The sequence below is a fragment of the Nocardia arizonensis genome, from assembly GCF_001310275.1.
Taxonomy (GTDB): domain Bacteria; phylum Actinomycetota; class Actinomycetes; order Mycobacteriales; family Mycobacteriaceae; genus Nocardia; species Nocardia arizonensis.
The window spans coordinates 139,729-166,594 of the sequence record NZ_LGYZ01000057.1; the positions used below are offsets into that span (position 1 = coordinate 139,729).

Here is a 26,866-nt window from a genome sequence, read left to right on the forward strand (position 1 = left end):
GAACTCGGCCGCGTGCGGCAGATCCGTGCCGGTGTGTCGGAATCCCGTCACTGCCCTGCCTCCGTCCGGGTGTTGAGAACATTGATGCCGCGCACCAGGATCGACGGGCAGCCGTGACTGACCGCCGCGACCTGGCCGGGCTGGGCCTTGCCGCAGTTGAACGCACCGCCGAGGTATCGGGTGGAGGGTCCGCCCACGGCCTCCATCGCGCCCCAGAAATCCGTCGTGGTCGCCTGGTAGGCGACATCGCGCACCTGACCGTCCAGCTCGCCGCCGCGGATGCGGAAGAAGCGCTGACCGGTGAACTGGAAGTTGTACCGCTGCATGTCGATGGACCAGGATTTGTCGCCCACGATGTAGAGCCCGTCCTCGACGCGCGAGATCAATTCCCGGGTACTGGTATCGCGTTCGGGGTCGGGACGCAGCGACACGTTCGCCATGCGCTGGATCGGTACGTGATGAGCCGAATCGGCGTAGGAGCAGCCGTTGGAACGGGCCAGTCCGAGACGCGGGGCGAAGACGCGATCGAGTTGGTAGCCGACGAGGGTGCCCTCGCGCACCAGATCCCAGCGCTGACCCGCGACCCCTTCGTCGTCGTAGCCGACGCTGGCCAGACCGTACGGTTCGGTGCGATCACCGGTGACGTGCATGATCGGGGTGCCGTAGCGCAGCGTGCCGAGCTGGTCGGGGGTGGCGAACGACGTGCCCGCGTAGGCGGATTCGTAGCCGATGGCGCGATCGTATTCGGTCGCGTGGCCGATGGATTCGTGGATCGTCAACCACAGATTGGTCGGATCGATCACCAGGTCGGTGGTGCCAGGTGTGACGCTGGGCGCCTTCACCTTCTCCGCCAGCCACTCCGGGATGCGCGCGAGTTCGCCGTGCCAGTCCCAGACTCCGTCCGCGCCGGTCACGTACTCCCACCCGCGCCCGGCCGGTGCGGCCAGGGTCCGCATGGACTCGAAGACACCCGCCGCGGAATCCACGGTGATGGCCTCGAATTGGGGGTGCACCCGGACCCGCTGCTGGGTGATGCTCGACCCGGAGGTGTCGGCGTAATAGGTCTGCTCCTTGACCTGTAGCACCGAGGCGGTCACGTGATCGACGCCGTCGGCGGCGGACAGGCGCTGCGAATAGTCCTGGAGCAGTGCGACCTTCTCGGCGGTCGGCACCGCGAACGGGTCGAGCACGTAGGGCGAGGACCAGCGCGCGTCGGCGTACACCGGCTCCTCGGCCAGCTCGACGCGCTCGCGATTGAGCGCGCGCAGCGCGACGGCGACGGTCACCGCGCGCCGGGCCACCTCGACCGCGGCATCCGCGGTGAGCGCGGGATGGGAGGCGAAACCCCAGGTGCCATCGACGATCACGCGCACCGCGAAGCCGAGGTCGGTGGAGTCGGTGACGGCCTCGACCAGACCGTCGCGCAAGCGGATCGACTGGGTCACCAGGCGGTGCACCCGCACGTCGGCGTGTTGCGCGCCCGCGGCCGTGGCCGCGGCGAGGGCGGTCTCGGCGAGCGGAACCGATGGCAGGGCGAGGAATTCGGCGTCGATACGCGTCTGCCCCGCGGATTCCTGGGATGACGGGTTGCTCACCTCGACTACGCTACCGCGCGGCATCCGCTTCGGCCGATTCCGCGCCGCCCGGCCTGTACCGGCCGTGGCGGCGCGCGCGAAACCCGTGGTTACCGCACCGACGGCGGCGAATGCCGTACTGTGCCCGCGTGCCGCCATCCGCGCTCCGCGACCGCAAACGGGAACGTACCCGCCGTGCCTTGCTCGAGGCAGCCGTCGACCTGTTCGAGCACAGAGGTTACGAGCAGACCACGGTGGCCGACATCGCCGCCGCCGCCGACGTGGGCACCCGAACCTTCTTCAACTACTTCGCCAGCAAGGAGGAGCTGCTGTTCCCCGAACCCGACGACCGGGTGCGCGCGGCCGTCGCCGCCATCGCCGGACGCCGCCCCGGGGAGCGTCCGGTCGAGGTGCTGCTGCGCGCCCTGCGCGCGGCGGGCGACAATCCCGGCGAACACCTCGTCGACGATCTCTACGCGCGCATCGCCGCGGTGCGCGCGCGGGTTTCGCGCACGGTGCCCGCGGTGAGCGGCCGGGCGGCGCACGCGCAGCTGGTGGCCCAGCGCGAGATCGGCAGGCAGTTGCACGCGGCTTTCCCCGAGGAATTCGACGAGGTCGGCGCGGCGGCGCTGGTCGGCGCGGTGGTTGGCGCGGTCTCCGGCGCGCTGACAGTGTTGTTCCAGCAACCGCATTCGGGCGCCGAGGACAGCGAGCGTCTGCAACGCCGGATCCACGAGACCACCTCGCGGGTATTGCAGCCGTGGCTGTCGGCCGCGCGCTGAGCACGGCTCAGCCGAATTGTTGCCAGCCCAGCCGGATCACCATCGCCACGACCACGACGAGCAGAACCACCCGAACGAATTCGGCGCCCCGGCGCACCGCCATGCGCGAACCGACCACCGCGCCCGCGATATTGGCCACCGCCATCGCCGCGCCCAGTGCCACCAGGATGTGACCGGTGAGGCCGAAGAAGACGAGCGCGCCGATATTCGACCCGCAGTTGATCACCTTGGACATGGCCGCCGCCCGCACGAACTCGGTGCCGAGCACGGTGGCGAAGGTGATGATCAGGAACGTGCCGGTGCCCGGTCCGAGCAGGCCGTCGTAGAGCCCGATCAGTCCCGCCGCGATCGCGACGGTCAGGACCACCTTGCGCCGCGTCGGCGGATGAGTCGCCATCGTGACCCCGACCGAGGGCCGCAGCGTCACGAAGATCGCGACCCCGACGAGAACCACCATCACGATCGGAATGAACAGGTCGCGGTCGATGAGCGAGACGGCCGCCGCCCCGACGGCCGCCGCGCACGCCGCGATCCCGGCCGCGGGCAGCATGATTCGCCAGGGGATGGGCACCTTGCGCACGAAGGTCACCACCGCCGCCCCGGTGCCCGCCACCGCGGCCATCTTGTTCGTGCCGAGCGCCGTCTGCGGCGTGATGCCGGGCGCGATCAGGAACAGGGTCGGCAGGATGATCAAACCGCCGCCCCCGACCACCGCGTCGACCCAGCCCGCCGCCGTCGCTGCCGCCAACAAAACCATCCAATCCGCGACATCCACCGCCCCAGCCAACCAGAGATCCCATGATTTCCCGAGTCGGGCGGTGGACGACGCTGCGCTCTCGCGGTGCGAGAGCGGGCCCGACCTAGGCTGAGGGGCGTGCGCCGGTTCAGTCTGTGGCTTCGCGGCAAGCCGCTCATAGCGGATTCCATCATGGCGTTCGGCCTGCTGCTGCTCGACATCACCGGAATCGGGGAGAGCAGCCAGAAGGTCGTCTACCTGGTCGTCGGCGGACTGCTGCCGATCCCGGTCGCCTTCCGGCGCGCCTACCCGCGCGTCATGGCCGCGCTGCTGCTGGCCTTCGCGCTCACCACGACACTGCTGAACCATCTACTCGGCGACGACGCGACCCATCCGGCACTGCTCGCCCTCGGCGTCATGCTCTACACACTGGTCGCTTACGTGGGCCGAGTCGAAGGACTGCTGCTGCTGATCGGACTCGTCCTCGATGCCGCACTGGCGCTGCTGTTGCTCGATCAGCCGGTGTTCTCGACGGTTGCCTTCGGCTCGCTCTATTACGCACTGTGTTGGACGCTGGCGGAATTCAACGGCGCGCGCCACGCCTACGACGCCGAGGTCGCGGCCCGACTCGCGGTGGCCGACTACGACCGGGAGCGGCGCACCCACGAAGCGGTCGCCCGCGAACGCACCCGGATCGCGCGCGAACTGCACGACGTGGTCGCGCACGCGGTGAGCGTGATGATCGTGCAGGCCGACGGCGCGGGGTACGCGGTGCGCCGCGATGCGGACACCGCCGAACAGGCATTGCGCACCATAGCGAGCACCGGGCGCGAGGCGCTGCGCGAACTGCGCCGCACGGTCGCGCTGTTGCGCACCGAACACGCGCCCGACCAGGTCCCTCAGCACGGCACCGCCGGACTCGCGAAGGTCGTCGACATGATGCGCGGCACCGGACTGGCCGTGGAACTCGAACTCACCGGCGAACTCGACACGATCGCCCCCGAGGTCAGCCTCGGCGTGCACCGGGTGGTCCAGGAATCGCTGACCAACACGCTGCGACACGCGGGCGCGCACCCCAAGGCGTGGGTGCGGGTGCAGCGCCGCGAGGGCGATGTCCTCGTCGAGGTCGTCGACAGCGGCGGAATCCCCGTGCACGGATCTTCGACGCACCCCATCAAGGGCAGCGGGCTCGGACTCGTCGGCATGCGCGAGCGCATCGCCGTCCTCGGCGGTGCGCTCGAGGCCGGGCGGCGCGGCGACGGCGCCTGGCGCGTGCACGCCACCATCCCGCTCAGCATCGAACACGCCGACTGATCTCAGGTCACCAGTATCTCCAGATCGCGCAGGATCTCGCTGGCGGTGATCGGGTCGAGCCGGGCGAAACGGGTGTCACCGCAACGCTGCATCCAGTGCCGTGGCGGCCCGGCGGTGAGTTCCACCGAGGCGAGCACCTGTTCCGGGATGAGCAGCGGATCGCTGACATCTATACCGTCGTCGAGCACGATGAGCACCTGGAGGTCCGCGCCGACCGGACGGTACAGGTGATCCTGGATGCCGCCGTCGGCGGGCGCGCCGCGAAACCAGCCCGAATTCTCCAGCCGCAGCAGCGCACTGGTCGCCACCATGCGATCGGCGAAGCGTGCCAGCGAGGTCGCCGCCGCCTCGCGCTCGGTCAGCCGGTGCACGGTGCGGTCCAATTGGGCGAAGGGCTGGCGTACGCGGTCCTCGGCGAAGCGCTCCCGCCAGTACGGCAGTGCGTCGCCCAGATGCAGCGGATGCGCCACCGCGACGTATTCGGCGTCCGGTGCCGAGCCGCGGTCGCGGTCGTCGCGCAGGTCGCCGTCGGCGGTGACGCGGAAGCTGTGGCGCACCGCGCCGGACTCGTCGAGCGCGACCCACACCAGCTGCCGGGCCAGATGCCGCAGCACCGGATGACCGAGCACCACGTCGCGATACTCGCCGGCGGTCCACGTGCGCACCGACACCATCGCCGCCTCCAGCCGTGCGGCCTGCCGGGCCGCGACCACGTCGAGTTCGCGTTCGGCCGCGGCGACCCGCTCGGCGACCTCGGGCGCCAGGACACGACGGGGCAGGAAGCGCAATTCGGTGACGGCCGGGCCCGCCGGGACGATGAGCGGTACGCGGGTGCCGTCCGGCAGCGGCAGCGCCCCGTCGGAACCGAGTCCGCAGGTGGGCGCGCGGCGGTCGGCGAGCTGGTCGGCGGTCAGGCCGAGCCGTTCGGCGACGGCGGTGACCCCGCGCTCGGCCGCGGCGCGCGCGGCATCGGGCGGAAGCGTGCCGGTGAGCCGGATCAGTTGCGCCAGAGCGGTTTCCGAACCGATCCTGATCAGGGTGTCGACGGCGGACAGGACGAAATCGACCCGGGTTGCGGGTTGAACGAGGTCGGCGAGCCGCACCGCGCACGCGTCGTCGGCGGTGGCGGCCAGCGCCGTCCACACCCAGTCGTCCTCGGCGGGCATACCCGCGGCGCGCCACCGTTCGAACAGGGCCCATCCGAAGGCCGCCCGATTCGCGTCGTCCAGGGCGGCGACCAGCGTTTCGACGTAATCGTGTTCGGGTCCGGCGAACAGCGCGCACAGGCGCATGGCGTCGGCGGGCGCGACGCCCGGCAGCGCGGTGAGATCGAGCCAGGGCCGGAAGTCACGCGGTCCCTCCACCGGGACGGCGAGATGGTCGGCCAGCAGCCGGGCGCAGTCGCGGCCGACCGCGTCGGCGCGGCGCGCGGACACGGTGAGCATCCGGCGGGCCCGTTCCGGGAACGCGGTGACCGCCGCGCGCAGCGCCGCGCGGGTCCCCGGCTCGGGCAGCAGATCGATGAGCAGACCGAATGCCTCGTCGGTGGGGAAGCAGGCCAGGATCCGCACCGCGCGCGGCGAAACCGCGCGCGGCGCGTTCCGCGCGCACTCGGCGATCAGCGTCGCGCTGTCGGGACCGACGTGGGCGGCCAGGCTGAACAGCACACGGGTGTCGGTGGCGAGCGCGCCGCCGCCCGCGACCGCCGCCACCCGCGCGGCCTGCGCCGCCGTCGCGACCGCGGTGAACAGCACGGTCACCGACCAGTGCGGATCGTGTTCGGCGCCGAGATCGGCGACGGCCTCGGCCACCCAGTCCGGCTCGCTCGGCGCGAGATAGGCGATCAGGCGCCGGGCGGGTTCGTCGCCGCGCACGCTCGCCAGCGCGGTGATCGTGCGCGCGTAGGACCGGTCGGAGACGACGGCGAGCAGGGCACGCAGCCGCCGGGCGAGGTCCGCCACCGCCTCGGCGGGGCGACCGCGCTCGACCGCGACCGACGCGCCCTCGAGGGTGCGGCCCGCGGCGTCGTCGGGCAGCACGACCCGTACCCGGCTCGCCCACACCGTCGCCACGGCGGCGAATTCGAGCCCGTACCACGCCACCAGCAGATCGGCCACGTCGTCGCGGTCGGGCGGCGGCAGCAGGCGCAGCACCAACGCGGCGACGACCCCGGTGCCGATCGGTTCTCCCGCAGCGGAATTCAGCACGGCCAGCGCCGGCGCGGCGAGGGTCGGGTCGGAGTCGGGATGGTCGAGAGCGGCGCGCAGATGGGCGACCGAACCGTAGAGCAGGTCTCGAACCCGTTGCGCGGCGCGGTGATCCACCGTGACCCGATACCCGGCGCGACCGCGCCACGGCTCGGTTCGCCGCCACCAACGGCCGGGCACGATCCACATTCGTTCATCGGCATAGAGACGTGTATTGGCTTTCCGATCGGACATCGTGTCCCCCCGCGGTTCATTCGATCCAACCGAGAACGATATCGCGGGCGACCGACACCGCCGCGCGAGCGGGTCCTGCCGCGCAATGTTGCCGGTGCGCGAAAATCCCGCCGCCACAGCCGAACCCCGTCACCGCCCGGCACGCGCGCGCACCCGATCCGGGGACGCCCGCGGCGATGTCGATAGATTGTGGCGGTGCCGATCTCCGTACTCGTCGTCGACGACCAGGAACTCATGCGCATGGGACTGAAGATGGTTCTCGGCGCGCACCCGGACATCGATGTGATCGGCGAGGCGGACAACGGGGCCGCGGCGGTGTCGCGGGCCAGGGAACTGCGGCCCGATGTCGTGCTGATGGACGTGCGCATGCCGGTGGTCGACGGGGTCACCGCGACCGCGCGGATCATCGAATCCGACGCCGGATCGAAGGTCCTGGTGATGACCACCTTCGACCTGGACGAGCACGCGCTGGGCGCGCTGCGCGCGGGCGCGAGCGGATTCCTGCTCAAGGACACCCCGCCGGAGGATCTCGTCTCGGCCATTCGCAGTGTGGCCGCGGGCGACGCGGTCGTGTCGCCCAAGGTCACCAAACGGCTGCTCGACCGGCTCATCGCCGACGATCCGGGCGGTACGCGCGATCCGCGGGCGCTCGAGGTGCTGACCGCACGGGAACGCGAGGTGCTCGAGCAGATCGCGGCGGGCCGGTCCAACGCCGAGATCGCCGAACAGCTCTACCTGTCGGAGGCCACCGTCAAGACCCATGTCGGCCGGGTGCTGACCAAACTCGGGCTGCGGGATCGGGTGCAGGCGGTCGTGCTGGCCTACGAGACCGGACTCGTGCGCCCCGGCGGCTGACCCTCAGCAAGCTATCAGGATCGGTCGGGAGCGAATCGGCCCAGCCGGACGTTGTAGCGGGTAGATCGTACGGAAGGAACGCCATGCCCGCCCTGTTGTTCGTGCTGTACGTGATCGTGGAGATCGCCGCGCTGTTCGCGGTCGGTCATCTGCTCGGCGCCGTCGCCGCGATCGCGCTGCTCATCGCGAGTTCGGCGGTGGGCATGCTCATGATCGGGGTGCAGGGCCGCCGGGTCTTCGAGCAGTTCCGCCGGGTGGCGCGCGGCCAACTCGATCCCGGCATCGCCGTCGCCGACGGCGCGTTGGTCGCCGTCGGCGGATTCCTCATGTTCATCCCCGGCCTGGTCACGGGCCTGTTCGGCCTGTTGCTGCTGTTGCCGCCCACCCGTGCGCCGCTGCGCCCGGTGGTGACCGCGCTCGCGGCCCGGCGGATCGCGAAGTTCACCGTCGCGCGTCCCTACCGCGGCATCGTCATCGACGGTGACGACGTGGTCGACGGTGTGGTGGTGCGCCAGTGGTACGACGACGGCCGCGGTGACGCGCGCCGCGCCATCGGGCCCGCCTGACCGCACGGCCGCCCCGCGGCGGTCCGCACCGAACGGGGTAGCGCGGGATACGGCAGACTGATCACCCGTGAGTACCGAGTTGCTGATCGGCGGGCGCTTCTACAGTTCGAGCGCACCCGACGCGACCGCGATGGCGGTCACGGACGGCATGGTGGTCTGGTTGGGGGCCGAGAAGCCCGGACGGGCGCTGCACCCCGACGCCGAGATCATCGATCTGGACGGTGCGTTCGTCGCACCGGGTTTCGTCGATCCGCACGTGCACCTCACCGCGCTCGGCTTGCGGCTGACCGGGCTCGACCTCTCGGGAGCGGACTCCCTGCGGGCCTGCCTGGACGCGATCCGCGCCTACGCCGCGGCCGATACCGGCGGTGTCGTCCTCGGCGACGGCTGGGACGAGTCGCGTTGGCCCGAGCGACGTCCGCCGACCGTCGAGGAGATCGACGCCGCCGCGGGCCGCGACCGGCCGGTCTACCTGGCCCGGGTGGACGCGCATTCCGCGGTGGCCTCCACGGCGCTGCTCGCGGACGTGCCCGAGCTCACCTCGGCGATCGGCTACACCCCCGGCGAACCGCTGCGCGCGGCGGCGCACCATCTGGTCCGGGCCGCGGCGCTGGCGAAGCTCGACCGCGCCCGCCGCGACGCGGCCCGCCGCGCCGCTCTCGACGCCGCGGCCGCCCAAGGCGTCGTCGCGGTGCACGAATGCGCGGGACCGGAGATCGCGGGTCGCGAAGATCTGCTCGAACTGCGGGAATTCGCGCACGGCGTCGAGGTGCGCGCCTACTGGGGCGAGGCGGTGCGCAGCGCCGAACAGGCCAGGGCGCTGATCGAGGAACTCGGGGTCGACGGTTTGGCCGGTGACCTGTTCGTCGACGGATCGCTCGGTTCGCGCACCGCGTGGCTGCGCGAACCCTACGCCGACGATCCGGGCAGCGGACTCGGCTACCTCGACGTCGACGCCATCGCCGCGCATGTGCGGGCCTGCACCGAGGCCGGTGTCCAGGCCGGGTTCCACGTCATCGGCGACGCCGCCATGGCCGCGGCGGTGGCGGGCTTCGAACGCGCCGCCGACGAACTCGGCGCGCCCGCGGTCGCCGCGCGTGGCCACCGCGTCGAACACGCCGAGATGCTCGACGCCGAGCAGATGGCGAAACTGGCCGCGTTCGGCGTCATCGCCAGCGTGCAGCCCGGATTCGACGCGGCGTGGGGCGGCGCGGACGGCATGTACGCCGCCCGGCTCGGCCCCGAGCGCGCCGCGGCGATGAACCGGTTCGGGGCCATGGCCGCCGCGGGCATCGCCCTGGCGATCGGATCCGACGCCCCGGTCACGCCCCTGAATCCGTGGGCGGCGGTGCGGGCCGCGGTCGAGCACCGCACACCGGGCAGCGGACTGTCGCCCCGCGCCGCCTTCGCCGCCGCCACCCGGGGCGGATGGCGCGCGTGCGGGGTGCGCGACGGACTCGCGGGCACGCTGGTTCCGGGCGCGCCCGCGTCCTATGCGGTATGGGATGCCGACGATCTGGTGGTCGCCGCGGCGTCCGACGCCGTGCGACGCTGGTCGACCGATCCGCGCTCACGGGTGCCGGGGTTGCCGCCGCTGCACGCCGATGCACCCCTGCCGACCTGTCTACGCACCGTCCACCGCGGAGTCGTCATCCATGAGCTCTGATCCCCCCGCCGTGCGGCAGTCGGTATTCGCCGGCCGTCGCGTGCTCGCGCGCTCGGCGGCCGCCGTGCTGGCCGGTCTGCTGCTGTTCGGCAGCTTCCCGCCGCGCCCATACTGGTTCCTCGCCCCGCTCGGCATCGCGGTGCTCGCCCTCGTCCTGCGCGGCGGCACATCGCTGCGCGGCGGCTTCGGCTACGGATCGCTGGCCGGACTCGCGTTCTTCCTGCCCCTACTGCCCTGGACCGGCATCTACGTCGGCCCGGTCCCGTGGATCGCGCTGTCCACCGCCTGCGCCCTGTTCATCGGGCTGTTCGGTGTGCTGGGCCGGCTGCTCGCGCGCCTGCCCGCCTGGCCGGTCTGGCTGGCGTCGGCCTGGGTCACCGCCGAGTGGGCCCGCTCGAATTTCCCCTTCGGCGGCTTCCCCTGGGGGCGGGTGGCCTTCGGGCAGGCCGACGGCTGGTATCTGCCGATGGCGATGCTCGGCGGTCCGGTGCTCATCGGGTTCGCCGTCGCGCTCACCGGAACCCTCGCCGCGGCGCTCGTCGAACAGCTCGCGACTCACGGGCCCCGGCGCGCGGTCGTCGCGACCGTGGTGGCCGTGATCGCCCTTCCGGTGGCCGGGTTGCTGCTGCGTTCGGCGCTGCCCGGACCACTCGACGGCGACCGGACGATCGTCGTCGCCGCGGTCCAGGGCAGCGTCCCGCGCCTCGGCCTGGATTTCAACGCCCAGCGCCGCGCGGTACTGGACAATCACGTCCGGCGCACCGAGGAATTGGCCGACGAGGTGGCGCAGGGCCGCCTCCGCCGACCCGATGTGGTGATCTGGCCGGAGAACTCCTCCGATATCGACCCGCTGCGCAATACGGACGCCGCCGCGCTGATCACCCGGGCCTCGGAGAAGGTCGGTGCGCCGATCCTGGTCGGCGCGGTGCTGGTGAACGCGGACAAGACCACCACGAACTCGGTGATGGTATGGAACGGCGCGCAGGGGCCGGGGGAGCGCCACGACAAGAAGATCATCCAGCCATTCGGCGAGTACCTGCCGATGCGCGGATTCTTCCGGCTGTTCTCCGACTACGCCGACCGCGCGGGCTACTTCGTGCCCGGCCACGGCGACGGGGCGGTCAACGCCGCCGGCGTCGATATCGGCGTGGCGACCTGCTACGAGGTCGCATTCGACCGGGCGTTCCGCGATTCCATGGGCGCGGGCGCCGAACTGCTGGCGGTGCCGACCAACAACGCGACCTTCGGCGACAGCGAGATGACCTATCAGCAATTGGCCATGTCGCGGGTGCGGGCGGTCGAGCACGGCCGGGCGCTGGTGGTGGCCGCGACCTCGGGTGTCAGCGCCATCGTCACCGCCGACGGCGAAGTGCGTCAGCAGACTTCGCTGTTCGTGCCCGCCGCCCCGGTCGCGGAGTTGCCGCTGCGCCGGGACACGACGCTCGCGACCCGGATAGGCGGCGCTCCGGAGGTCGCGTCCGTTATCCTGACCCTCGCCGCGGTGGCCTACGAGCTCTATCGGCGACGAAGGTCGCATCGCGAGCGGACGGGCGAGCCCGTGGTCCTGCCGGAGATGTCCCCGATCGCGGAGTCGTAGGGGTCCGGTTCTTTCCAACCGTACAGTCGGTTCATTGATGAGGGTTCACCCCGTCGGGGTGGGACCGCGGTGACGCCTGCGGGTTCGCCGGGCGGTTGTGGATGCCGGTGTTCACCGGGGTCCACCTGCGCTTATTCGCATTTATTCCCGGAATTTCGGGAAATCTGTCCGGTTTGCGGGAACTTTGCCATCGAAAAGGGTGTTCCGCCAACGCCGTTCGAAGGGACACAAAACTAAAACGCCGGCCATCCGCCGCGAGAGATGCTCCGAATCATAGGGCGTGGATCAGGTCCTACGGCTGGCGCGCGCGCACGGTCGTGGTGGTGCTCGGGGAGTTGCGTCAACTGCGGCAGAATGGAGTGTTCGATGAGTTCATTGGCCACCGATCGTGTAGACCAATGCTCTCCAGGCGAGTTCTCGCCCCAGCCCTTCGCTCTCTCTCCCGCGCAGACAGCCCTCTGGTATGCCCAGCGGATCCGCCCGGATGTGCCACTGACCATCGCCCAGTACGTCGAATTCCACGGTGACCTGGACGAGGGTCGTCTGCTCTACGCCGTCGAACGTTGCGGTGTCGAGGCCGAGGTCGGTCACCTGCGGCTGCTCGAGATCGACGGTGTGCCGCACCAGGTGGTCGACCTGACGATTCGTCCGGCATGGGCGAGAATCGACCTGCGCGGCGAAGCCGATCCGCGCGCCGCCGCGCTGCGCTGGATGTACGAGCACGCCGGATCGCCGTTCGATCTGGAACACGATCCCCTTGTCGTCAATGTGGTGCTGCGTACCGGCGAGTCGTCGTATTTCTGGTACGGCCGAGCCCACCACATCCTGCTCGACGGCTACGCCGCGATGAACGGCATGACCCGTACCGCCGAGATCTACACCGCGCTGGAGAACCGCCGCGAGCCGTCGGTCTCGCGCGCCGAACCGCTGGCCGAGATCTACGCGGGCGAATCCGCCTACCGGGATTCGCGGCGTTTCGTCGGCGACCGCGACTATTGGATGGAACAGCTCAGCGGGGCGGGGGAACCGAAGTCGCTGTCGAGCGTGACCGCGGCCGCCGAGACCGCCGAATCCGGGCGTCGGCTGGTCGGCGGAATCCTCGACGATTCCATCGAGGCCGCGCTGAACGCCAGGGCCGCCGCCGAGGGCGGTCACGCCTCCACCCTGTTCGTGGCGGCGCTGGCCTGCTACGTGCGGTCGGTGACCGGCGATATGGATGTCGTGCTCAGCCTGCCCGTCTCCGCGCGCACCACCGTGGCGCTGCGGCGTTCGGCGGGCGTGGTGTCCAACGTGGTGCCGTTGCGCATCAAGTTCGACGACGAGACCACCGTCGCCGATGTCGTACGCCGCGCCGAACTCCGTATCACCGGCGCGCTGCGCCACCAGCGCTACCGCCACGACGACATCCGCCGCGACTGCGGATACTCCCGCGACGCGCGCGGCTTCTTCGGCCCGATGGTCAACATCATGCTGTTCCACAACGAGCTGGAATTCGGCAGTCTGGTCGGCTCGATGCACCTGCTCGCCACCGGACCGGTCGAGGATCTGTCGATCAATCTCTACAACGGCGTGGGCGGGGGCATCCACGTCGACTTCGAGGCCAATCCGGTGCTCTACAGCGAGTCCGAGGTCACCGTCCACCACAGCCGCTTCATCGATTTCCTGGCACGCTTCCTCGACAGCGCGCCCGAGACCCGGGCGCTGACCCTCGAGGCCATCACCGACGCCGAACGCGCCCTGGTCCTGGATCGCTGGAACGCCACCGATCGCCCGGTCGACCCGGGCACCCTCGCCGGACTGTTCGCCGATCGCGCGGCCGCCTGCCCCGATGCCGTCGCGTTGGAATTCGAGGACCAGACGCTGACCTATCGCCAACTCGACGAGCGGGCCAACCGACTCGCGCGGCTGCTCGTCGCGCGCGGCGCGGGGCCGGATCGGGTGGTCGGCCTGTATCTGCGGCGCAGTGTCGAACTCGTGGTCGGCATGTACGCGGTGGTCAAGGCGGGTGCCGCCTATCTGCCGCTCGATCCCGACCATCCGGTCGGCCGAATCGATGGCATCCTGTCGCAGGCCCGGCCGGTCTGCGTGCTCACCGCCGCCCGCGACGGACTCACCGTGCCGCCCCGGTCCGCCGCGCTGGCACTGGACACCCTCGACCTCGCCGCGTTCGCCGCCGCGCCGGTCACCGACGCCGATCGCCGCGCGCCGTTACGCGGGGACAATCTGGCGTACCTGCTGTTCACCTCCGGCTCGACCGGCGAGCCCAAGGGCGTCGGGATCACCCACACCGCCATCGTCAACCGGTTGCGCTGGATGCAGCACGAATATCCGCTCGACGGCACCGACGCGGTGCTCCAGAAGACCCCGGCGACCTTCGACGTCTCCGTGTGGGAGTTCTTCTGGCCCTTACAGATCGGCGCCAGACTCGTGATCGCCGACCACGACGGCCACCGCGATCCCGGCTACCTGGCCGCCATCATCGCCGACAGGGGCGTCACCACCGCGCATTTCGTCCCCTCCATGCTGTCGGTGTTCGTCACCGACGCCGATACCCGCGCCTGCTCCGGCCTGCGCCGGGTGTTCTGTAGCGGTGAGGCGCTGGCGGTGGCGACCGTGCGCGATTTCCACGCCGCGTTGCCCGGCACCGAATTGCACAATCTGTACGGCCCCACCGAGGCGGCGGTCGACGTCACCCACTGGCCGTGCCCGCCCGAACCTGTCACCGTGCCTATCGGCTCGCCGGTGTGGAACACCAGAACCTATGTGCTGGACGCGCGGCTGCGGCCGGTGGCGCCCGGCGTGGTCGGCGAGTTGTACCTGGGCGGTGTGCAATTGGCGCGCGGCTATCTCGGCCGCCCGCACCTGACGGCCGACCGCTTCGTCGCCAACCCGTTCGTGCCCGGCGCGCGCATGTACCGCACCGGCGATCTGGCGCGCTGGCAGGTCGGCGGGGACCGGCGCGGCGTGCTGGAATTTTTTGGCCGCACCGATTTCCAGGTCAAGATCCGCGGTCTGCGCATCGAACCCGGGGAGATCGAGGCGGCGCTGCTGGCCGATCCCGGCGTGGCGCGCGCGGTCTGCGTCGCGCACGCGGGCCGCAAGGGCGACGAACTGGTGGCCTACGTGGTGCCGACCCGTGTCCCCGACGCCGCCGCACGACTCGACACCGCCGCACTCCTGAACGCGCTGCGCGCGACCCTGCCCGGCTACATGGTCCCCACCGCCCTGGTCGAACTCGACGAACTGCCGTTCAACTCCAACGGCAAGATCGACCGTAAGGCGCTGCCCGCTCCGACCGGCATCCCGCGCGCGCAGCGCGTCGCCGAGGCGCCGCGCACAGAGGTCGAGCGGGCGCTGGTCGCCATCTTCGCCGAGGTGCTCGATCTCGACCCCGCCGATATCGGCATCGGCGACAGCTTCTTCGACCTCGGCGGCAATTCGCTGGTGGCGGCGCGCGCGGTCGCGCGCATCAACGCCACCCTCGCCACCGGCCTCACCATCCGCGATCTGTTCGAGGCGGGCACGGTCGCGACGGTGGCCGAACGCTTCGTAAGCCTTCGCGCCGACGCCGCGTCCCCGCGATTGCGGCCGATGCCCCGTCCGGACCACGTTCCGCTGTCGCTGGCCCAGCAGCGGCTCTGGATCCTCAACCGCTTCGCCGAACACGCCGCCGCCTACAACATGCCGTTGGCTGTGCGGCTCGAGGGACGGCTGGATCCGTACGCGCTGCGCGCGGGCCTGGTCGACGTCATCGAGCGGCACGAGAGCCTGCGCACCACCTTTCCCGAAACAGCGGACGGCCCTTGCCAATCGGTGCATCCGGCCGCGGAGATCCCGCTCACCCTCGAGCCGATCGACGCGTACGGCGCGGACGCGGTCGCCCTGGCCGCCGAATTCGCCGGTTACGGATTCGATCTGCGCAGTCAGGCGCCGATCCGGGTCGCGCTGTGGCGAACCGGACCCGAGGAATACGTCTTCCTGGTCGTGCTGCACCACATCGCCGGTGACGGCTGGTCCATCGCCCCGCTGGCCCGCGACCTGATGTCCGCGGTGACCGCGCGAGCGTCGGGTTCGGCGCCGCGCTGGAAGCCGCTGCCGGTGCAGTACGCCGATTTCGCGCTGTGGCAGCGCGAACTGCTCGGCGAGGAATCCGACCCGACCAGTGCGCTCAGCCGTCAATTGACCTACTGGCGAGCCGAACTCACCGGGCTGCCCGACCAACTCGACCTGCCGCTGGATCGTCCGCGCCCGGCCCGGCGCGGCACCGACGGCGGCCGGGTCGGGTTCACCGTCTCCGCCGAAATCCGGCGCGCCGCGGCCGAACTCGCCGCCGCCAAGGGCGTAAGCATGTTCATGGTGTTGCACGCGACCCTGGCGACCCTGCTGGCCCGGGTGTGCGGGTCCACCGACATCGTCATCGGCACCGCCATCGCGGGCCGCTCCGATCCCGCGCTCGACGAGCTGGTCGGCATGTTCGTCAATACGCTGGTCCTGCGCATCGAGGTCGATCCGGCCGCGGGTTTCGACCGCATGCTCGACGTGGTGCGGGAAACCGATCTCAACGCCTTCGCCAATGCCGACGTGCCGTTCGAGCGACTGGTCGAGGCCGTCAATCCCGAGCGCTCGAGCGCTCGGCATCCGCTGTTCCAGGTGATGCTGTCCTACGATCGCGCGCCGGACCTGCGCGTCGATCTGCCCGCGGTGCGCGCCGAGGTACTCGAACTCGACGCGGGCCCGGCCAAATTCGATCTACAGCTCGAACTGCGCGACGATGTCGAGGGCGGCCCCCTTCACGCCGAATTCCGCTACGCCCGAGACGTTTTCGACGAACCGACGATCGAGGGACTCGCGCGCCGGTTCGTCGCGGTGCTCGACGCGGCGGTCGCCGCGCCGCAGCGTCCGGTGGGCGATATCGCGATACTCGACGCCCGCGAGACCGGCAAACTGGTCCCGATCGCGGGATCGCCCGCCGAACCGCCGATCACCCTGGCCCGCATGCTGTCCGAGACCGCGCAGCGCGCACCCGAGGCGGTCGCGGTGCGCTACCTCGGACGCGCCACCACCTATCGAGAACTCGACGAGCAGTCCAACCGGCTGGCCCGGGTGCTGATCGAGCACGGCGCCGGACCGGAGGTCGTGGTGGCGGTGGCACTGCCGCGCAGCTTCGACTCGATCCTCGCCCTGTGGGCCGTGGCCAAGTCCGGCGCGGCCTACGTGCCGGTCGATCCGGGCTATCCGGCCGAACGCATCGGCCATATGATCGCCGACTCCGGCGCCCTGCTCGGACTCACCGTGCCCGACTGCCTGCCCGCCATGCCCGCCTGGCCCGTCACCCAGGGCCGACATCGCAAGTCCTATGTGGATTGGCTGGTCCTCGGCTCGCGGGAACTGGCCGACGAACTCGCCGAATGCGGTACCGAACCGGTGACCGACGCCGAACGCCACCATCCGCTGCGCATCGCCCACCCGGCCTATCTGATCTACACCTCAGGGTCGACGGGCAAACCCAAGGCCGTCGTGGTGACCAACGGGGGATTGATCTCGCTCGCGCACGAGCAGACCTACCTGTTCGGCGTCACCGATTCCGCACGCACACTGCACTTCTCGTCCCCGAGCTTCGACGCCTCGGTGCTGGAGATGCTGCTCGGCTTCGCCGCGGGCGCGACCATGGTCGTGGTGCCCGCGGGCGTCTACGGCGGTGCGGAACTCGCGCGGATCCTGCGTGAGGAGCGCATCACCCACGCCTTCATCACCCCCGCCGCGCTGGCCACGGTGCCCGACGTGGGGCTGGATCACCTCAGGACGGTCATCGTCGGCGGCGAGGCGTGCTCGCCCGAACTGGTGCGGACCTGGTCGGTGCGCCACCGTATCCACAATATGTACGGCCCGTCCGAGGCCACGGTCGCCGCGACCGCCTCCCATCCCATGCGGGCGGGACATCCGGTGCCGCTCGGAGTTCCGGTGCGCGGTATGCGGCTGTTCATCCTGGACGCGCGGCTGAATCCGGTTCCGCCCGGCACCCCGGGCGAGCTGTACCTGTCCGGACCCGGTATCGCCCGCGGCTATCTGGGCAGACACGCCATGACAGCGCAGCGCTTCCCGGCGAATCCGCACGGCAGACGCGGCGAACGCATGTACCGCACCGGCGACCTGGTGGTGCTCGACCGCACGCACGGGTTGCGCTTCCTCGGCCGCGCCGACGACCAGGTCAAGATCCGCGGCTTCCGCATCGAACTCAACGAGATCGATCACGTCCTGCGGGCCCATCCCGGGGTGAGTTTCGCCTTGACGGTGGTGCATACCGACGAACACGGACAGCCGCGCCTGGCCGCCTATCTCACCGGCGACCACGATCTGGATCCGGCCGCGATCACCGACGCCGCACGAAGACGCCTGCCCAGCTACATGGTGCCCGCCGCCATCACCGTGCTGGAGCGGATGCCGGTCACCCCCTCGGGCAAACTCGATCGCAAGGCGCTGCCGGAACCGGTGTTCGCCGCCAATACCCCCTCGCGCGCACCGAGTTCGGAGACCGAGGCGCGGGTTGCCACGGTCTTCGGACAGGTGCTCGGGCGTCCGGTGGCCGGCGTCGAGGACAGCTTCTTCGACCTCGGTGGCAATTCGCTGCTTGCCACTCGCCTGGTGGCCGCGCTGCACGCCGAATTCGGCGCCGATCTGCCGGTGCGGGAGATATTCGAGGCGCCCACCGTGGCCGGGGTCGCCGAGCGGATCGTGGAAGCGCCCCGGGCGCACCGGGTGGCGCTGGCGGTACACACCCCGCGCCCGGGGCGGCTCCCCCTGTCGCTGCCGCAGCAACGATTGTGGTTCCTGAATCGATTTTCACCCGAATCGAGTGCCTACAACATCGCTTTCGCGATTCGCATCGACGGCGACCTGGATTTCGACGCACTCGCCGCCGCGCTGACCGATGTGGTCGAACGCCACGAGGCGCTGCGCACCGTCTACCCCGAGGATGTCGAGGGTCCGCGGCAGGTCGTGCTGCCCACCGCGCAGGCCATGCCCGGTCTCACCGTGATCGAGACCGACGAGGCGGGCGGACTGCGCGCGCTGCGCGCCCTCGCGCGCCGCGGCTTCGACCTCGGCCGCACCGCTCCGCTGCGAATATCGTTGCTGCGCACCGATACCGAACGGCATGTGCTCGGTGTCGTGGTTCACCACATCGCCGCCGACGGCTGGTCACTCGGCCCGCTGACCCGTGACCTCGCGGTGGCCTACGCCGCGCGTCGGGAAGACAAGGCCCCGGTGTGGGCGCCGCTGCCGGTGCAGTACGTGGACTTCGCCCTGTGGCAGCGCGCCTGCCTGGGCGAGGAGTCCGATCCCGAGAGCCTGGCCGCCGTCCAATTGGCCTTCTGGCGAACGGCATTGGCCGATGTGCCCGAGGAATTGCCGCTGCCCTACGACCGCCCGCGCACCGCGCAGCCCACCCACGCGGCGCACTCGACCCGGGTCGCCGTGCCCGACGACATCCGCGGCGGTCTGCTCGAACTCGCCTCCGAACACGGGGCGAGCCTGTTCATGGTGCTGCATTCGGCGCTGGCGGTGCTGCTGCGCGTGGTCACCGGCGGACGCGACATCGTGATCGGCACACCGGTCGCGGGGCGCTCCGACACCCGGCTCGACGAACTCGTCGGCATGTTCGTCAATACGCTGGTGCTGCGCTCCGACGTCGATCCCGACAGCTCGTTCGTCGCGCTGCTGCGCGCCGACCGCGACACCGAACTCGCCGCGCTCGCGCACGCCGACCTGCCGTTCGAGCGGGTCGTGGAGGAACTCGGCCGTCACACGCGCGGCGCCGACCGGCCGCCGCTGTTGCAGGTGGCGCTGACCGTCGAGGAGGGACGCTCGCCCGCCCTGCGGCTGCCCGGGCTCGCCCTGCGCGCCGAGGAATTGGATATCGCCCTGGCGAAATTCGATCTCGAACTGCGTGTCACCGATTCCGCCGACCCCGACGATCCCGGTCTCGCCTTCGAATTCGTCTACGCCGCAGAACTCTTCGACGCCGCGACGGTCGAGACGTTCGGTTATCGCCTGCTGCGGGTGCTGTCCGCGATCACCGCCAACCCGCGGGTGGCGATCCGCGACATCGATGCAAGGACCGACCGCGAACGCCGCACGCTGACCCCGGCCCGCGGCGGACCGGCGGCACCGCCGCGCACGCTCGGCGCGATGGTCACCGATATCGCGCGACGGCACGCCGACCACACCGCACTGGTCTACGCGGGCCCGGGCGGCGAGTCGCTGACCTACGCGGAGCTCGAACGGCGCTCGAACCGGTTGGCACGTGCGCTGATGGCGCACGGACTCGGCGCCGAGGCGCGGGTGGCGCTCGGGCTGACGCGGTCGGTGGACTCGGTGGTGACCATGTTCGCGGTCGCCAAGTCCGGTGCGGCCTTCGTCCCGGTCGACCCGAAGTATCCGGCCGACCGTATCCGGCACATGCTCACCGACGCGGGCTGCCGCCTCGGTATCACCGTCGCCGCGCACGCCGAAGAACTGCGGTCCGCCGTCGAGGAGATCGGGCAGGGCACATCGTGGCTGCTGCTCGATGATCCGGGCTTCGCGGCCGAACTCGCCCGTTACGACGATCGCGCCGTCGCCGAGGCCGAACGCGGCCGTCCCCTGCGCGTCGCGAATCTGGCCTACATCGTCTACACCTCCGGCTCGACCGGTAAGCCCAAGGGCGTCGCCGTCACCCATGCCGGTCTGTCGAATCTGGCCGACGAATTCCGCGAGCGGATGTCGGTCGAGGCCCAGTCGCGCACGCTGCACTTCTCGACGCCGAGTTTCGACGGGGCGCTGCTCGATCTGCTGCTGGCCTTCGGCGCCGGCGCGACCGTGGTGATCTGCCCGCCGGATGTCTTCGGCGGCGACGAACTGGCCGCGCTCATCGACCGCGAACAGGTCACCCACACCTTCCTGACCCCGGCCGCGCTGGCCACCATCGACCGGGATCGCTGGCCGCTGCCACGGCTGCGCACCCTCTTGGTTGGCGGCGAGGCGTTCGGCGCCGAGTTGATCGGGCGCTGGGCGCCGGGACGCGCCATGTTCAACGTCTACGGACCCACCGAGACCACCGTCGTCGTCAGCGGCGCCCCCGTCACGGTCGGCGGCCCCGTCGGCATCGGCACGGTGGTGCGCGGAGCGCGCGCGCTGGTCCTGGACGAACGGCTGCGTCCGGTACCCGTCGGCGTGCCCGGTGAGCTGTACCTCGGCGGCGGGGGACTGGCGCGCGGCTATCTCGACCGGCCGTCGCTGAGCGCGGGTCGCTTCCCCGCCGACCCCTACGGCCCCGCGGGCGCTCGCATGTACCGCACGGGCGATGTCGTGCGCTGGGACTCCCGCGGTCACCTGGTGTATCTCGGCCGCGGCGACCATCAGGTCAAGATGCGCGGCTTCCGTATCGAACTCGGCGAGATCACCGCGGCGCTGGACGGCCACCCGGCCGTGCGCTTCGCCCACACCGAGGTGCGTCGGGTCGCGGGCGTGGACCGCATCGTCTCCTTCGTCCAGCCCGCCGACGAGCGGGCCGGGGTCGATGTCGCGGCCGTGCGCTCCCACGTCGCCCGACAGCTTCCGGTGCACATGGTTCCGGCGGCGATCACCGTTCTCGACCGCATTCCGCTCACCCCCGTCGGCAAACTCGATGTCGCCGCGCTGCCCGAACCCGAACTGCCGCGGGCGGTCGAGGCGCGAATGCCCGAGACCGAGACCGAACGACTGGTCGCCGGGGTCATGGCCGAGGTGGTCGACGCGGTCGCGGTGAGCGCCGAGGACGACTTCTTCGACATCGGCGGCAACTCACTGCTCGCCACCCGGCTCGTGGCGCGGCTTACGGCGGCGACCGGTGTCGAACTCCAGGTGCGCAGCGTGTTCACCGCGCCCACCGCCGCCGAGCTGGCCGCCCTGCTGGATTCCACCGCCCCCGTGACGACCGACCGGCCCGCCCTGGTGCGCCGCGAACGACCGGAGCGGATTCCGCTGTCGGCGGCACAGCGGCGGCTGTGGTTCCTGCATCGGTTCAACGATGTCTCGGGTGCGGCGGCGGGGTCCGATCTCGCGGCGGGCGCCTACAACATCCCGGTCGTCCTGCGGCTGCGCGGGCAGCTCGACGAGCGCGCGCTGGTCGAGGCGTTGCACGCGGTGCAGCGCCGCCACGAGACGCTGCGCACGGTCTTCCCCGAGGTCGACGGCGCGCCCGTGCAGCGGGTGCTCGACCCCGATGCGGCGGCGATCACACCGTACCGCGTGACCGTACCAACCGACCGGGTCGCGGGCGTGGTGCGCGAGTTCGCCTCTCCCGGTTTCGATCTCGCCCGATCCGTGCCGATTCGAGCCGCCCTCGTCACCGTGGGTGACCTGGCGGACGCGGCGGCGGGGGAGCACGTGCTGGTGCTCGTCGTGCACCACATCGCGATGGACGGTTGGTCGCTCGAACCGCTCGCACTCGATTTCGCCGAGGCGTACCGTGCGGGCGGGTCGGCGCATACCCCGATCCCGCAGATCCAGTATGCGGACTACACACTGTGGCAGCGCGAGGTGCTCGGCTCCGAGGACGACCCCGATTCGGTGATCCGCGCTCAACTGGACTACTGGCGCGAAACCCTGTCGGGAATGCCGGAACTGCTCAGCCTGCCCGCGGATCGGCCGCGTCCGCCCGTCCCGTCCTACGCGGGCGGTCTGGCGCACTGCGCGATCGACGCGCAAACCCACCGGGAACTGCACGCCCTCGCGGCGGCCAACGGCGTCACCGTGTTCATGGTGCTGCACACCGCGCTCGCCGTACTGCTGCACCGCATGACCGGTGGCGAGGACATCGCGGTCGGCACACCGGTCGCCGGTCGCGGCGACGCCGCGCTGGACCGCATGATCGGCATGTTCGTCAACACGCTGGTACTGCGCACACCGGTGCGCCCCGGCGTGCCGTTCACCGAATTGCTGCGCACCGTGCGCGATCGCGATCTCGATGCCCTCGCCCACGCCGACCTGCCGTTCGAACGACTCGTCGAGGTGCTCGATCCGGTGCGGTCGCGGTCGCACCACCCGCTGTTCCAGGTGATGCTGTCGGTGCGGAACGAGCCGGTGCGTGCGCTGGAACTGCCCGGACTGCGGATCGAGGCCATCGATATCGACACCGGTATCGCTAAATTCGATCTCCAGTTCACCCTCACCGAGACGCGGACCGAGGGGCCGCGGCGCGAGCCGAACGGCATCACAGTGTCGGTGAACTACGCCCGCGACCTGTTCGACGAGGCGAGCGCAGCCCGGCTCGGACACCGACTGGTCCGGCTGCTCACGGCGGTGGCCGCCAACCCGACCGCGGCCATCGGCGATCTGGAACTGCTGGACCCGGACGAATGGTCCGGTCTGGCCGCGGTGTGCGGTCCCGAGGCCGATCCTCCGGTCACCCTGCCCGAGGTGTTCGAGGCCGCGGCGCGGATCGACCGGCACGCGGTGGCCTTGCGCGCCGACGACACCCAAATCACCTACGACGCGCTCGACCGGTGGACCAACCGCCTGGCCCGGGTACTCATCGGACTCGGCGTCGGCCCGGAAACCCTGGTGGCGCTGGGAATTCCGCGATCGGTGGAGTCGGTGGCCTCGGTGCTGGCGGTGGCAAAGGCGGGCGCGGCCTTCCTCCCGGTCGACCCGCTGTACCCGGCGAACCGCATCGAGCACATGCTCACCGATTCGGCCGCGGCACTCGGGATCACCCTGGCCGACTATCGCGGCGACCTACCGGGCGGTGTCGAGTGGATCGTGCTCGACGACGACGATTTCCGCGCCAGGGTCCTGGCCTCCTCGGATGCCCCGATCGCGCACGCGGAGCGCAGAGCCGAACTGCGCGTGGACAACCCGGCCTACGTCATCTACACCTCGGGCTCGACCGGCACACCCAAGGGCGTCGTGGTCACCCACGGCGGCCTGTCCAATTTCGCCGCTGAGACCGCGCGGCGTTTCGACGTCGGCCCGGGCAGCCGGGTGCTGCATTTCGCGACGCCGAGCTTCGACGCGGCCATGCTCGATCTGTTGCTCGCCCTCGGCGGTGCGGCATCGCTGGTGATCACCCCGGCGGGCGTGGTCGGCGGCGAGGAACTGGCGCGGGTCCTCATCGAGGAGCGCATCACCCACGCATTCATCACCACATCGGCACTTGGCACCGTGGACCCCACGGGGGTCACCGAACTGGCAAAGGTTCTCGTCGGCGGCGAGGCGCTGCCACCGGATCTGGTGACCCGCTGGGGCCCGGGACGCGATCTCTACAACGTCTACGGTCCGACCGAGACCACGATCGTCACGGTGATCAGCCAGCCGCTGTCGCCCGGCGATCCGATCACCATCGGTGCGCCCATCCGCGGGGTCGGCGCGGCCATCCTCGACGCGCGGCTGCATCCCAGCCCGGTCGGAGTCACCGGTGAACTGCACCTGACCGGTGACGTGCTCGCCCGCGGCTACCTGAACCGGCCGGGCTTGACCGCGCAACGCTTCGTCGCCGACCCGTACGGCAAACCCGGACAGCGCATGTACCGCACCGGCGACCTCGTCCGCTGGTTCGTCGACCGCGTCGAGGCGAGTGCCGACCCGGCGCCGCGGGTTCCGGTGCCGGTGGCCCGCGAGATCGAATATGTCGGCCGCAGCGACCATCAGGTGAAGATTCGCGGCTTCCGCATCGAACTCGGCGAGATCGACGCCGCGCTGTCACGGCATCCGGCGGTGGAGTTCTGCGTCACCGTCGGGCATCGGACACCGTCGGGTTCGACGGCGCTGGTGGCCTATGTGAAGCTGCGGCCGGGCGCCGCGGCCTCGACCGAGCGACTGCTCGAACACCTGTCCGGGATAGTGCCGAATTACATGGTGCCGCAGTCGATCACGGTGCTGGACCGGGTGCCGCTGAACCCGGTCGGCAAACTCGACCGCGCGGCGCTGCCGGAACCGGTCTTCACCGCGGCCCTCGGTTACCGAGCGCCGAACACACCCACCGAGGCCGCGGTGTGCGCGGCATTCGCCGCGGTGCTCGGCGTGGAGTCGGTCGGCGCCGACGACGGCTTCTTCGAACTCGGCGGCAACTCGCTGCTGGCGACGAAGGTGGTCGCGCGGTTGCGCGCCGAGGGACTCGACGTGCCCGTGCAGATGATGTTCGGCGCGGCCACCCCCGCGGCCATCGCCGCCCGCCTGGACGACGCGGCGGGACCGGAGGCCGCGATGGCCGCGGCGCTGGCGCCGGTGCTGCCGATCCGGCCGATGGCCGATCCGGGTCGGCCCCCGCTGTTCTGCGTGCACCCCGCGATCGGGTTGGCCTGGTGCTACTCCGGGTTGCTCGCCCATCTGTCACCGCAACGCCCGGTGTACGGCCTGCAGGCCCCGCACGTCGCCGGACGCGACGGGCACGCCTCGATCGCCGAGGCGGCGCGCGATTACATCGCGCACATCAAGTCGGTGCAGCCGAGCGGGCCGTACCACCTGCTGGGCTGGTCGCTGGGCGGGCTGCTCGCCTACGAGATCGCGGTGCGGTTGCAGGAGGCGGGCGAACAGGTGGCGCTGCTGTCGATGCTGGACAGCTACCGCCTGTCCGACGAATGGCTGGCCCACGCCATGCCGAGCGTCGCGGAGATCGTCGCCGAGTTCGGCGGCGACCTGATCGGCGGGGGTGACGGCGTCGAGGTCGACCTGCCCGCGGACCTGACCCTGCGCGAGGCCGCCGACCTGATCGGCTCGCGTCCGGGGCCGTTCGCCGCCCTCACCGTCGACCACCTGGAACGCCTGTACGAGGGCTATGCCAACGGCACCGTGCTGGCGCACGGTTTCCGCCCGCGCACCTTCGTGGGCGACGTGGTGTTCTTCAGCGCGGCCGAAGACGAGATCAACCGGGCCGATCCGGCCCGCCGGGCGACGGCGTGGGAGCCGTATGTCACCGGTGTCGTGTACGACCATCCGCTCCCGTGCCGCCACGCGGCCATGACCACCCCCGAATCGCTGGCCGTGATCGGACCGGTGCTCCACCGGCATCTCGACGCAGTGAGCGGAAACGCCGAGGAGGATGCCGAGTGACTCGCCGCGAGCGATCGACCGCCGACCCCGGGTGCGATCTCACCGAGATGGCCCCGTCCCCGCACCACGCCGATGCCGTGACGCCGACCGTCGAGCGCCCGCTCCCGCACGGTCCCGCGCTCTACGACTTCGCCGCCCTGGCGCGCAATACCCGGCTGCGTGGCGGTGCGCGTCCGCCGGCGCCGCGCACCGCAGTCGCCGACAGCGAGGTGAGCCGATGAGTTTCGCCGTGGAAGTCCTCGGATTGGTCAAGAACTACGGCAAGGTCAGAGTTCTCGACGATATCGATCTCCGTATCCCGGCGGGCACCGTCATGGGTCTGCTCGGTCCCAACGGCGCGGGCAAGACCACGACCGTGCGCATCGTCACCACGCTGCTGCGCCCGTGCGCGGGGTCGGTGCGGGTCGCGGGCGTCGACGTACTGCGCGACCCGGCGGCCGCGCGGACACGGATCGGTCTGTCGGGTCAGTACGCCGCGGTGGACGGGAACCTGACGGGATTCGAGAATCTGCGCATGGTCGCCCGGCTGTACGGGATGTCGCACCGCCGGGCGGGGGCGCGGGCGGAGGAACTGCTCGCGGCGCTCGGCCTGGAATACGCCGCGCATCGGCGCGCGGGCACCTACTCCGGCGGTATGGCACGCCGGCTCGACCTGGCGGGCGCACTCGTCGCGCGGCCCGCGGTGGTCGTGCTGGACGAGCCGACCACCGGTCTGGACCCGCGCGGGCGGCTCGACATGTGGCGGGTCATCGGCGATCTCGTGGACGACGGCACGACCGTGCTGTTGACCACCCAATATCTGGAGGAGGCCGATCTGCTCGCGGATCGCATCACCGTGATCGACCGCGGCCGGGTCATCGCCCGCGGCTCGTCGGACGAGTTGAAGACCTCCATCGGTGGCGACCGGCTCACCGTGACCCTCGCCGCCGGACAGCGACCCGCGCCCGCCGAACGCGTGCTCGCGCAGGTCGGCATCGGCGAACCCCGCCACGAACCGGGCACCGACGAGGTCTCGGTGGTCGTGGGCGACGGGTCGCGCACGATGGTCGAGGCCCTGCGGCGACTCGACGACGCGGGCGTCTGCGTCATCGACGCCGATGTCCACCGGCCGAGCCTGGACGAGGTGTTCCTTTCCCTCACCGGCGAACCCGCCTCCCGTACCGACGAGCGGGAACCGGCCACCGATGACGTACAAGAGGAGATCATGTCGTGAGCGTCGCGGGAACCGTTGCGAAAGACCAGGTCCCGACGTCGGATTCGGCTCCGGC

12 protein-coding genes are annotated in these 26,866 nt (G+C 70.9%); 9 read left to right on the plus strand and 3 right to left on the minus strand.

Translation table 11 applies throughout. The annotated features are described in order from the left end of the window. Positions 1 to 47: 47 nt before the first annotated feature. Positions 48 to 1,553, minus strand: a complete 1,506-nt coding sequence (locus APZ21_RS10965; RefSeq protein ID WP_371852278.1) for a TldD/PmbA family protein — start codon at positions 1,551 to 1,553, stop codon at positions 48 to 50. A gap of 170 nt (positions 1,554 to 1,723) precedes the next feature. On the opposite strand from APZ21_RS10965, the gene APZ21_RS10970 reads away from it, so the two are divergent. Then, positions 1,724 to 2,356 (plus strand): TetR family transcriptional regulator, encoded by a 633-nt coding sequence (locus APZ21_RS10970; RefSeq protein WP_239476577.1) that lies wholly within the window; start codon positions 1,724 to 1,726, stop codon positions 2,354 to 2,356. Positions 2,357 to 2,363: 7 nt separating this feature from the next. Here the strand turns inward: APZ21_RS10970 and APZ21_RS10975 are convergent, their stop codons facing one another. After that, positions 2,364 to 3,131, minus strand: coding sequence for a sulfite exporter TauE/SafE family protein (locus APZ21_RS10975; RefSeq protein WP_054813144.1), 768 nt, complete (start codon positions 3,129 to 3,131; stop codon positions 2,364 to 2,366). A 99-nt stretch (positions 3,132 to 3,230) separates the two neighbouring features. On the opposite strand from APZ21_RS10975, the gene APZ21_RS10980 reads away from it, so the two are divergent. Then, positions 3,231 to 4,406, plus strand: a complete 1,176-nt coding sequence (locus APZ21_RS10980) for a sensor histidine kinase (protein ID WP_054813145.1) — start codon at positions 3,231 to 3,233, stop codon at positions 4,404 to 4,406. A 2-nt stretch (positions 4,407 to 4,408) separates the two neighbouring features. Here the strand turns inward: APZ21_RS10980 and APZ21_RS10985 are convergent, their stop codons facing one another. Continuing rightward, positions 4,409 to 6,847 carry a DUF4132 domain-containing protein gene (locus tag APZ21_RS10985; RefSeq protein ID WP_054813146.1) on the minus strand — a complete coding sequence of 813 codons (2,439 nt, stop codon included), beginning with the start codon at positions 6,845 to 6,847 and terminating at the stop codon, positions 4,409 to 4,411. Positions 6,848 to 7,042: 195 nt separating this feature from the next. On the opposite strand from APZ21_RS10985, the gene APZ21_RS10990 reads away from it, so the two are divergent. The 7 genes from APZ21_RS10990 to APZ21_RS11020 all read left to right on the plus strand — a co-directional run bounded on the left by APZ21_RS10990 (position 7,043) and on the right by APZ21_RS11020 (position 26,811). Beyond that, complete coding sequence (locus tag APZ21_RS10990; protein WP_054813206.1) at positions 7,043 to 7,702, plus strand: response regulator; 660 nt, start codon at positions 7,043 to 7,045, stop codon at positions 7,700 to 7,702. A gap of 83 nt (positions 7,703 to 7,785) precedes the next feature. Next, positions 7,786 to 8,268, plus strand: a complete 483-nt coding sequence (locus APZ21_RS10995) for an FxsA family protein (protein ID WP_054813147.1) — start codon at positions 7,786 to 7,788, stop codon at positions 8,266 to 8,268. Positions 8,269 to 8,335: 67 nt separating this feature from the next. Then, complete coding sequence (locus tag APZ21_RS11000) at positions 8,336 to 9,934, plus strand: amidohydrolase (RefSeq protein WP_054813148.1); 1,599 nt, start codon at positions 8,336 to 8,338, stop codon at positions 9,932 to 9,934. After that, entirely contained in the window at positions 9,924 to 11,531 is a 1,608-nt protein-coding gene (gene lnt / locus APZ21_RS11005; protein ID WP_054813149.1) for an apolipoprotein N-acyltransferase, read from the plus strand. The genes APZ21_RS11000 and lnt overlap by 11 nt, the downstream gene beginning before the upstream one ends. Positions 11,532 to 11,897: 366 nt before the next feature. Beyond that, positions 11,898 to 25,598 (plus strand): non-ribosomal peptide synthetase, encoded by a 13,701-nt coding sequence (locus APZ21_RS11010; RefSeq protein WP_082393004.1) that lies wholly within the window; start codon positions 11,898 to 11,900, stop codon positions 25,596 to 25,598. After that, a complete protein-coding gene (locus APZ21_RS11015) occupies positions 25,595 to 25,819 on the plus strand; it encodes a hypothetical protein (RefSeq protein WP_054813151.1) in 225 nt (74 codons plus the stop codon). The genes APZ21_RS11010 and APZ21_RS11015 overlap by 4 nt, the downstream gene beginning before the upstream one ends. After that, positions 25,816 to 26,811, plus strand: a complete 996-nt coding sequence (locus tag APZ21_RS11020; RefSeq protein ID WP_054813152.1) for an ATP-binding cassette domain-containing protein — start codon at positions 25,816 to 25,818, stop codon at positions 26,809 to 26,811. The genes APZ21_RS11015 and APZ21_RS11020 overlap by 4 nt, the downstream gene beginning before the upstream one ends. Positions 26,812 to 26,866: the final 55 nt, after the last annotated feature.

Coding starts and splice junctions, on each gene's coding strand:
- APZ21_RS10995 (WP_054813147.1), top strand. CDS start 7,786: ATGCCCGCCCTGTTGTTCGTGCTGTACGTGATCGTGGAGATCGCCGCG.
- lnt (WP_054813149.1), top strand. CDS start 9,924: ATGAGCTCTGATCCCCCCGCCGTGCGGCAGTCGGTATTCGCCGGCCGT.
- APZ21_RS10985 (WP_054813146.1), bottom strand. CDS start 6,847: ATGTCCGATCGGAAAGCCAATACACGTCTCTATGCCGATGAACGAATG.
- APZ21_RS11010 (WP_082393004.1), top strand. CDS start 11,898: ATGAGTTCATTGGCCACCGATCGTGTAGACCAATGCTCTCCAGGCGAG.
- APZ21_RS11020 (WP_054813152.1), top strand. CDS start 25,816: ATGAGTTTCGCCGTGGAAGTCCTCGGATTGGTCAAGAACTACGGCAAG.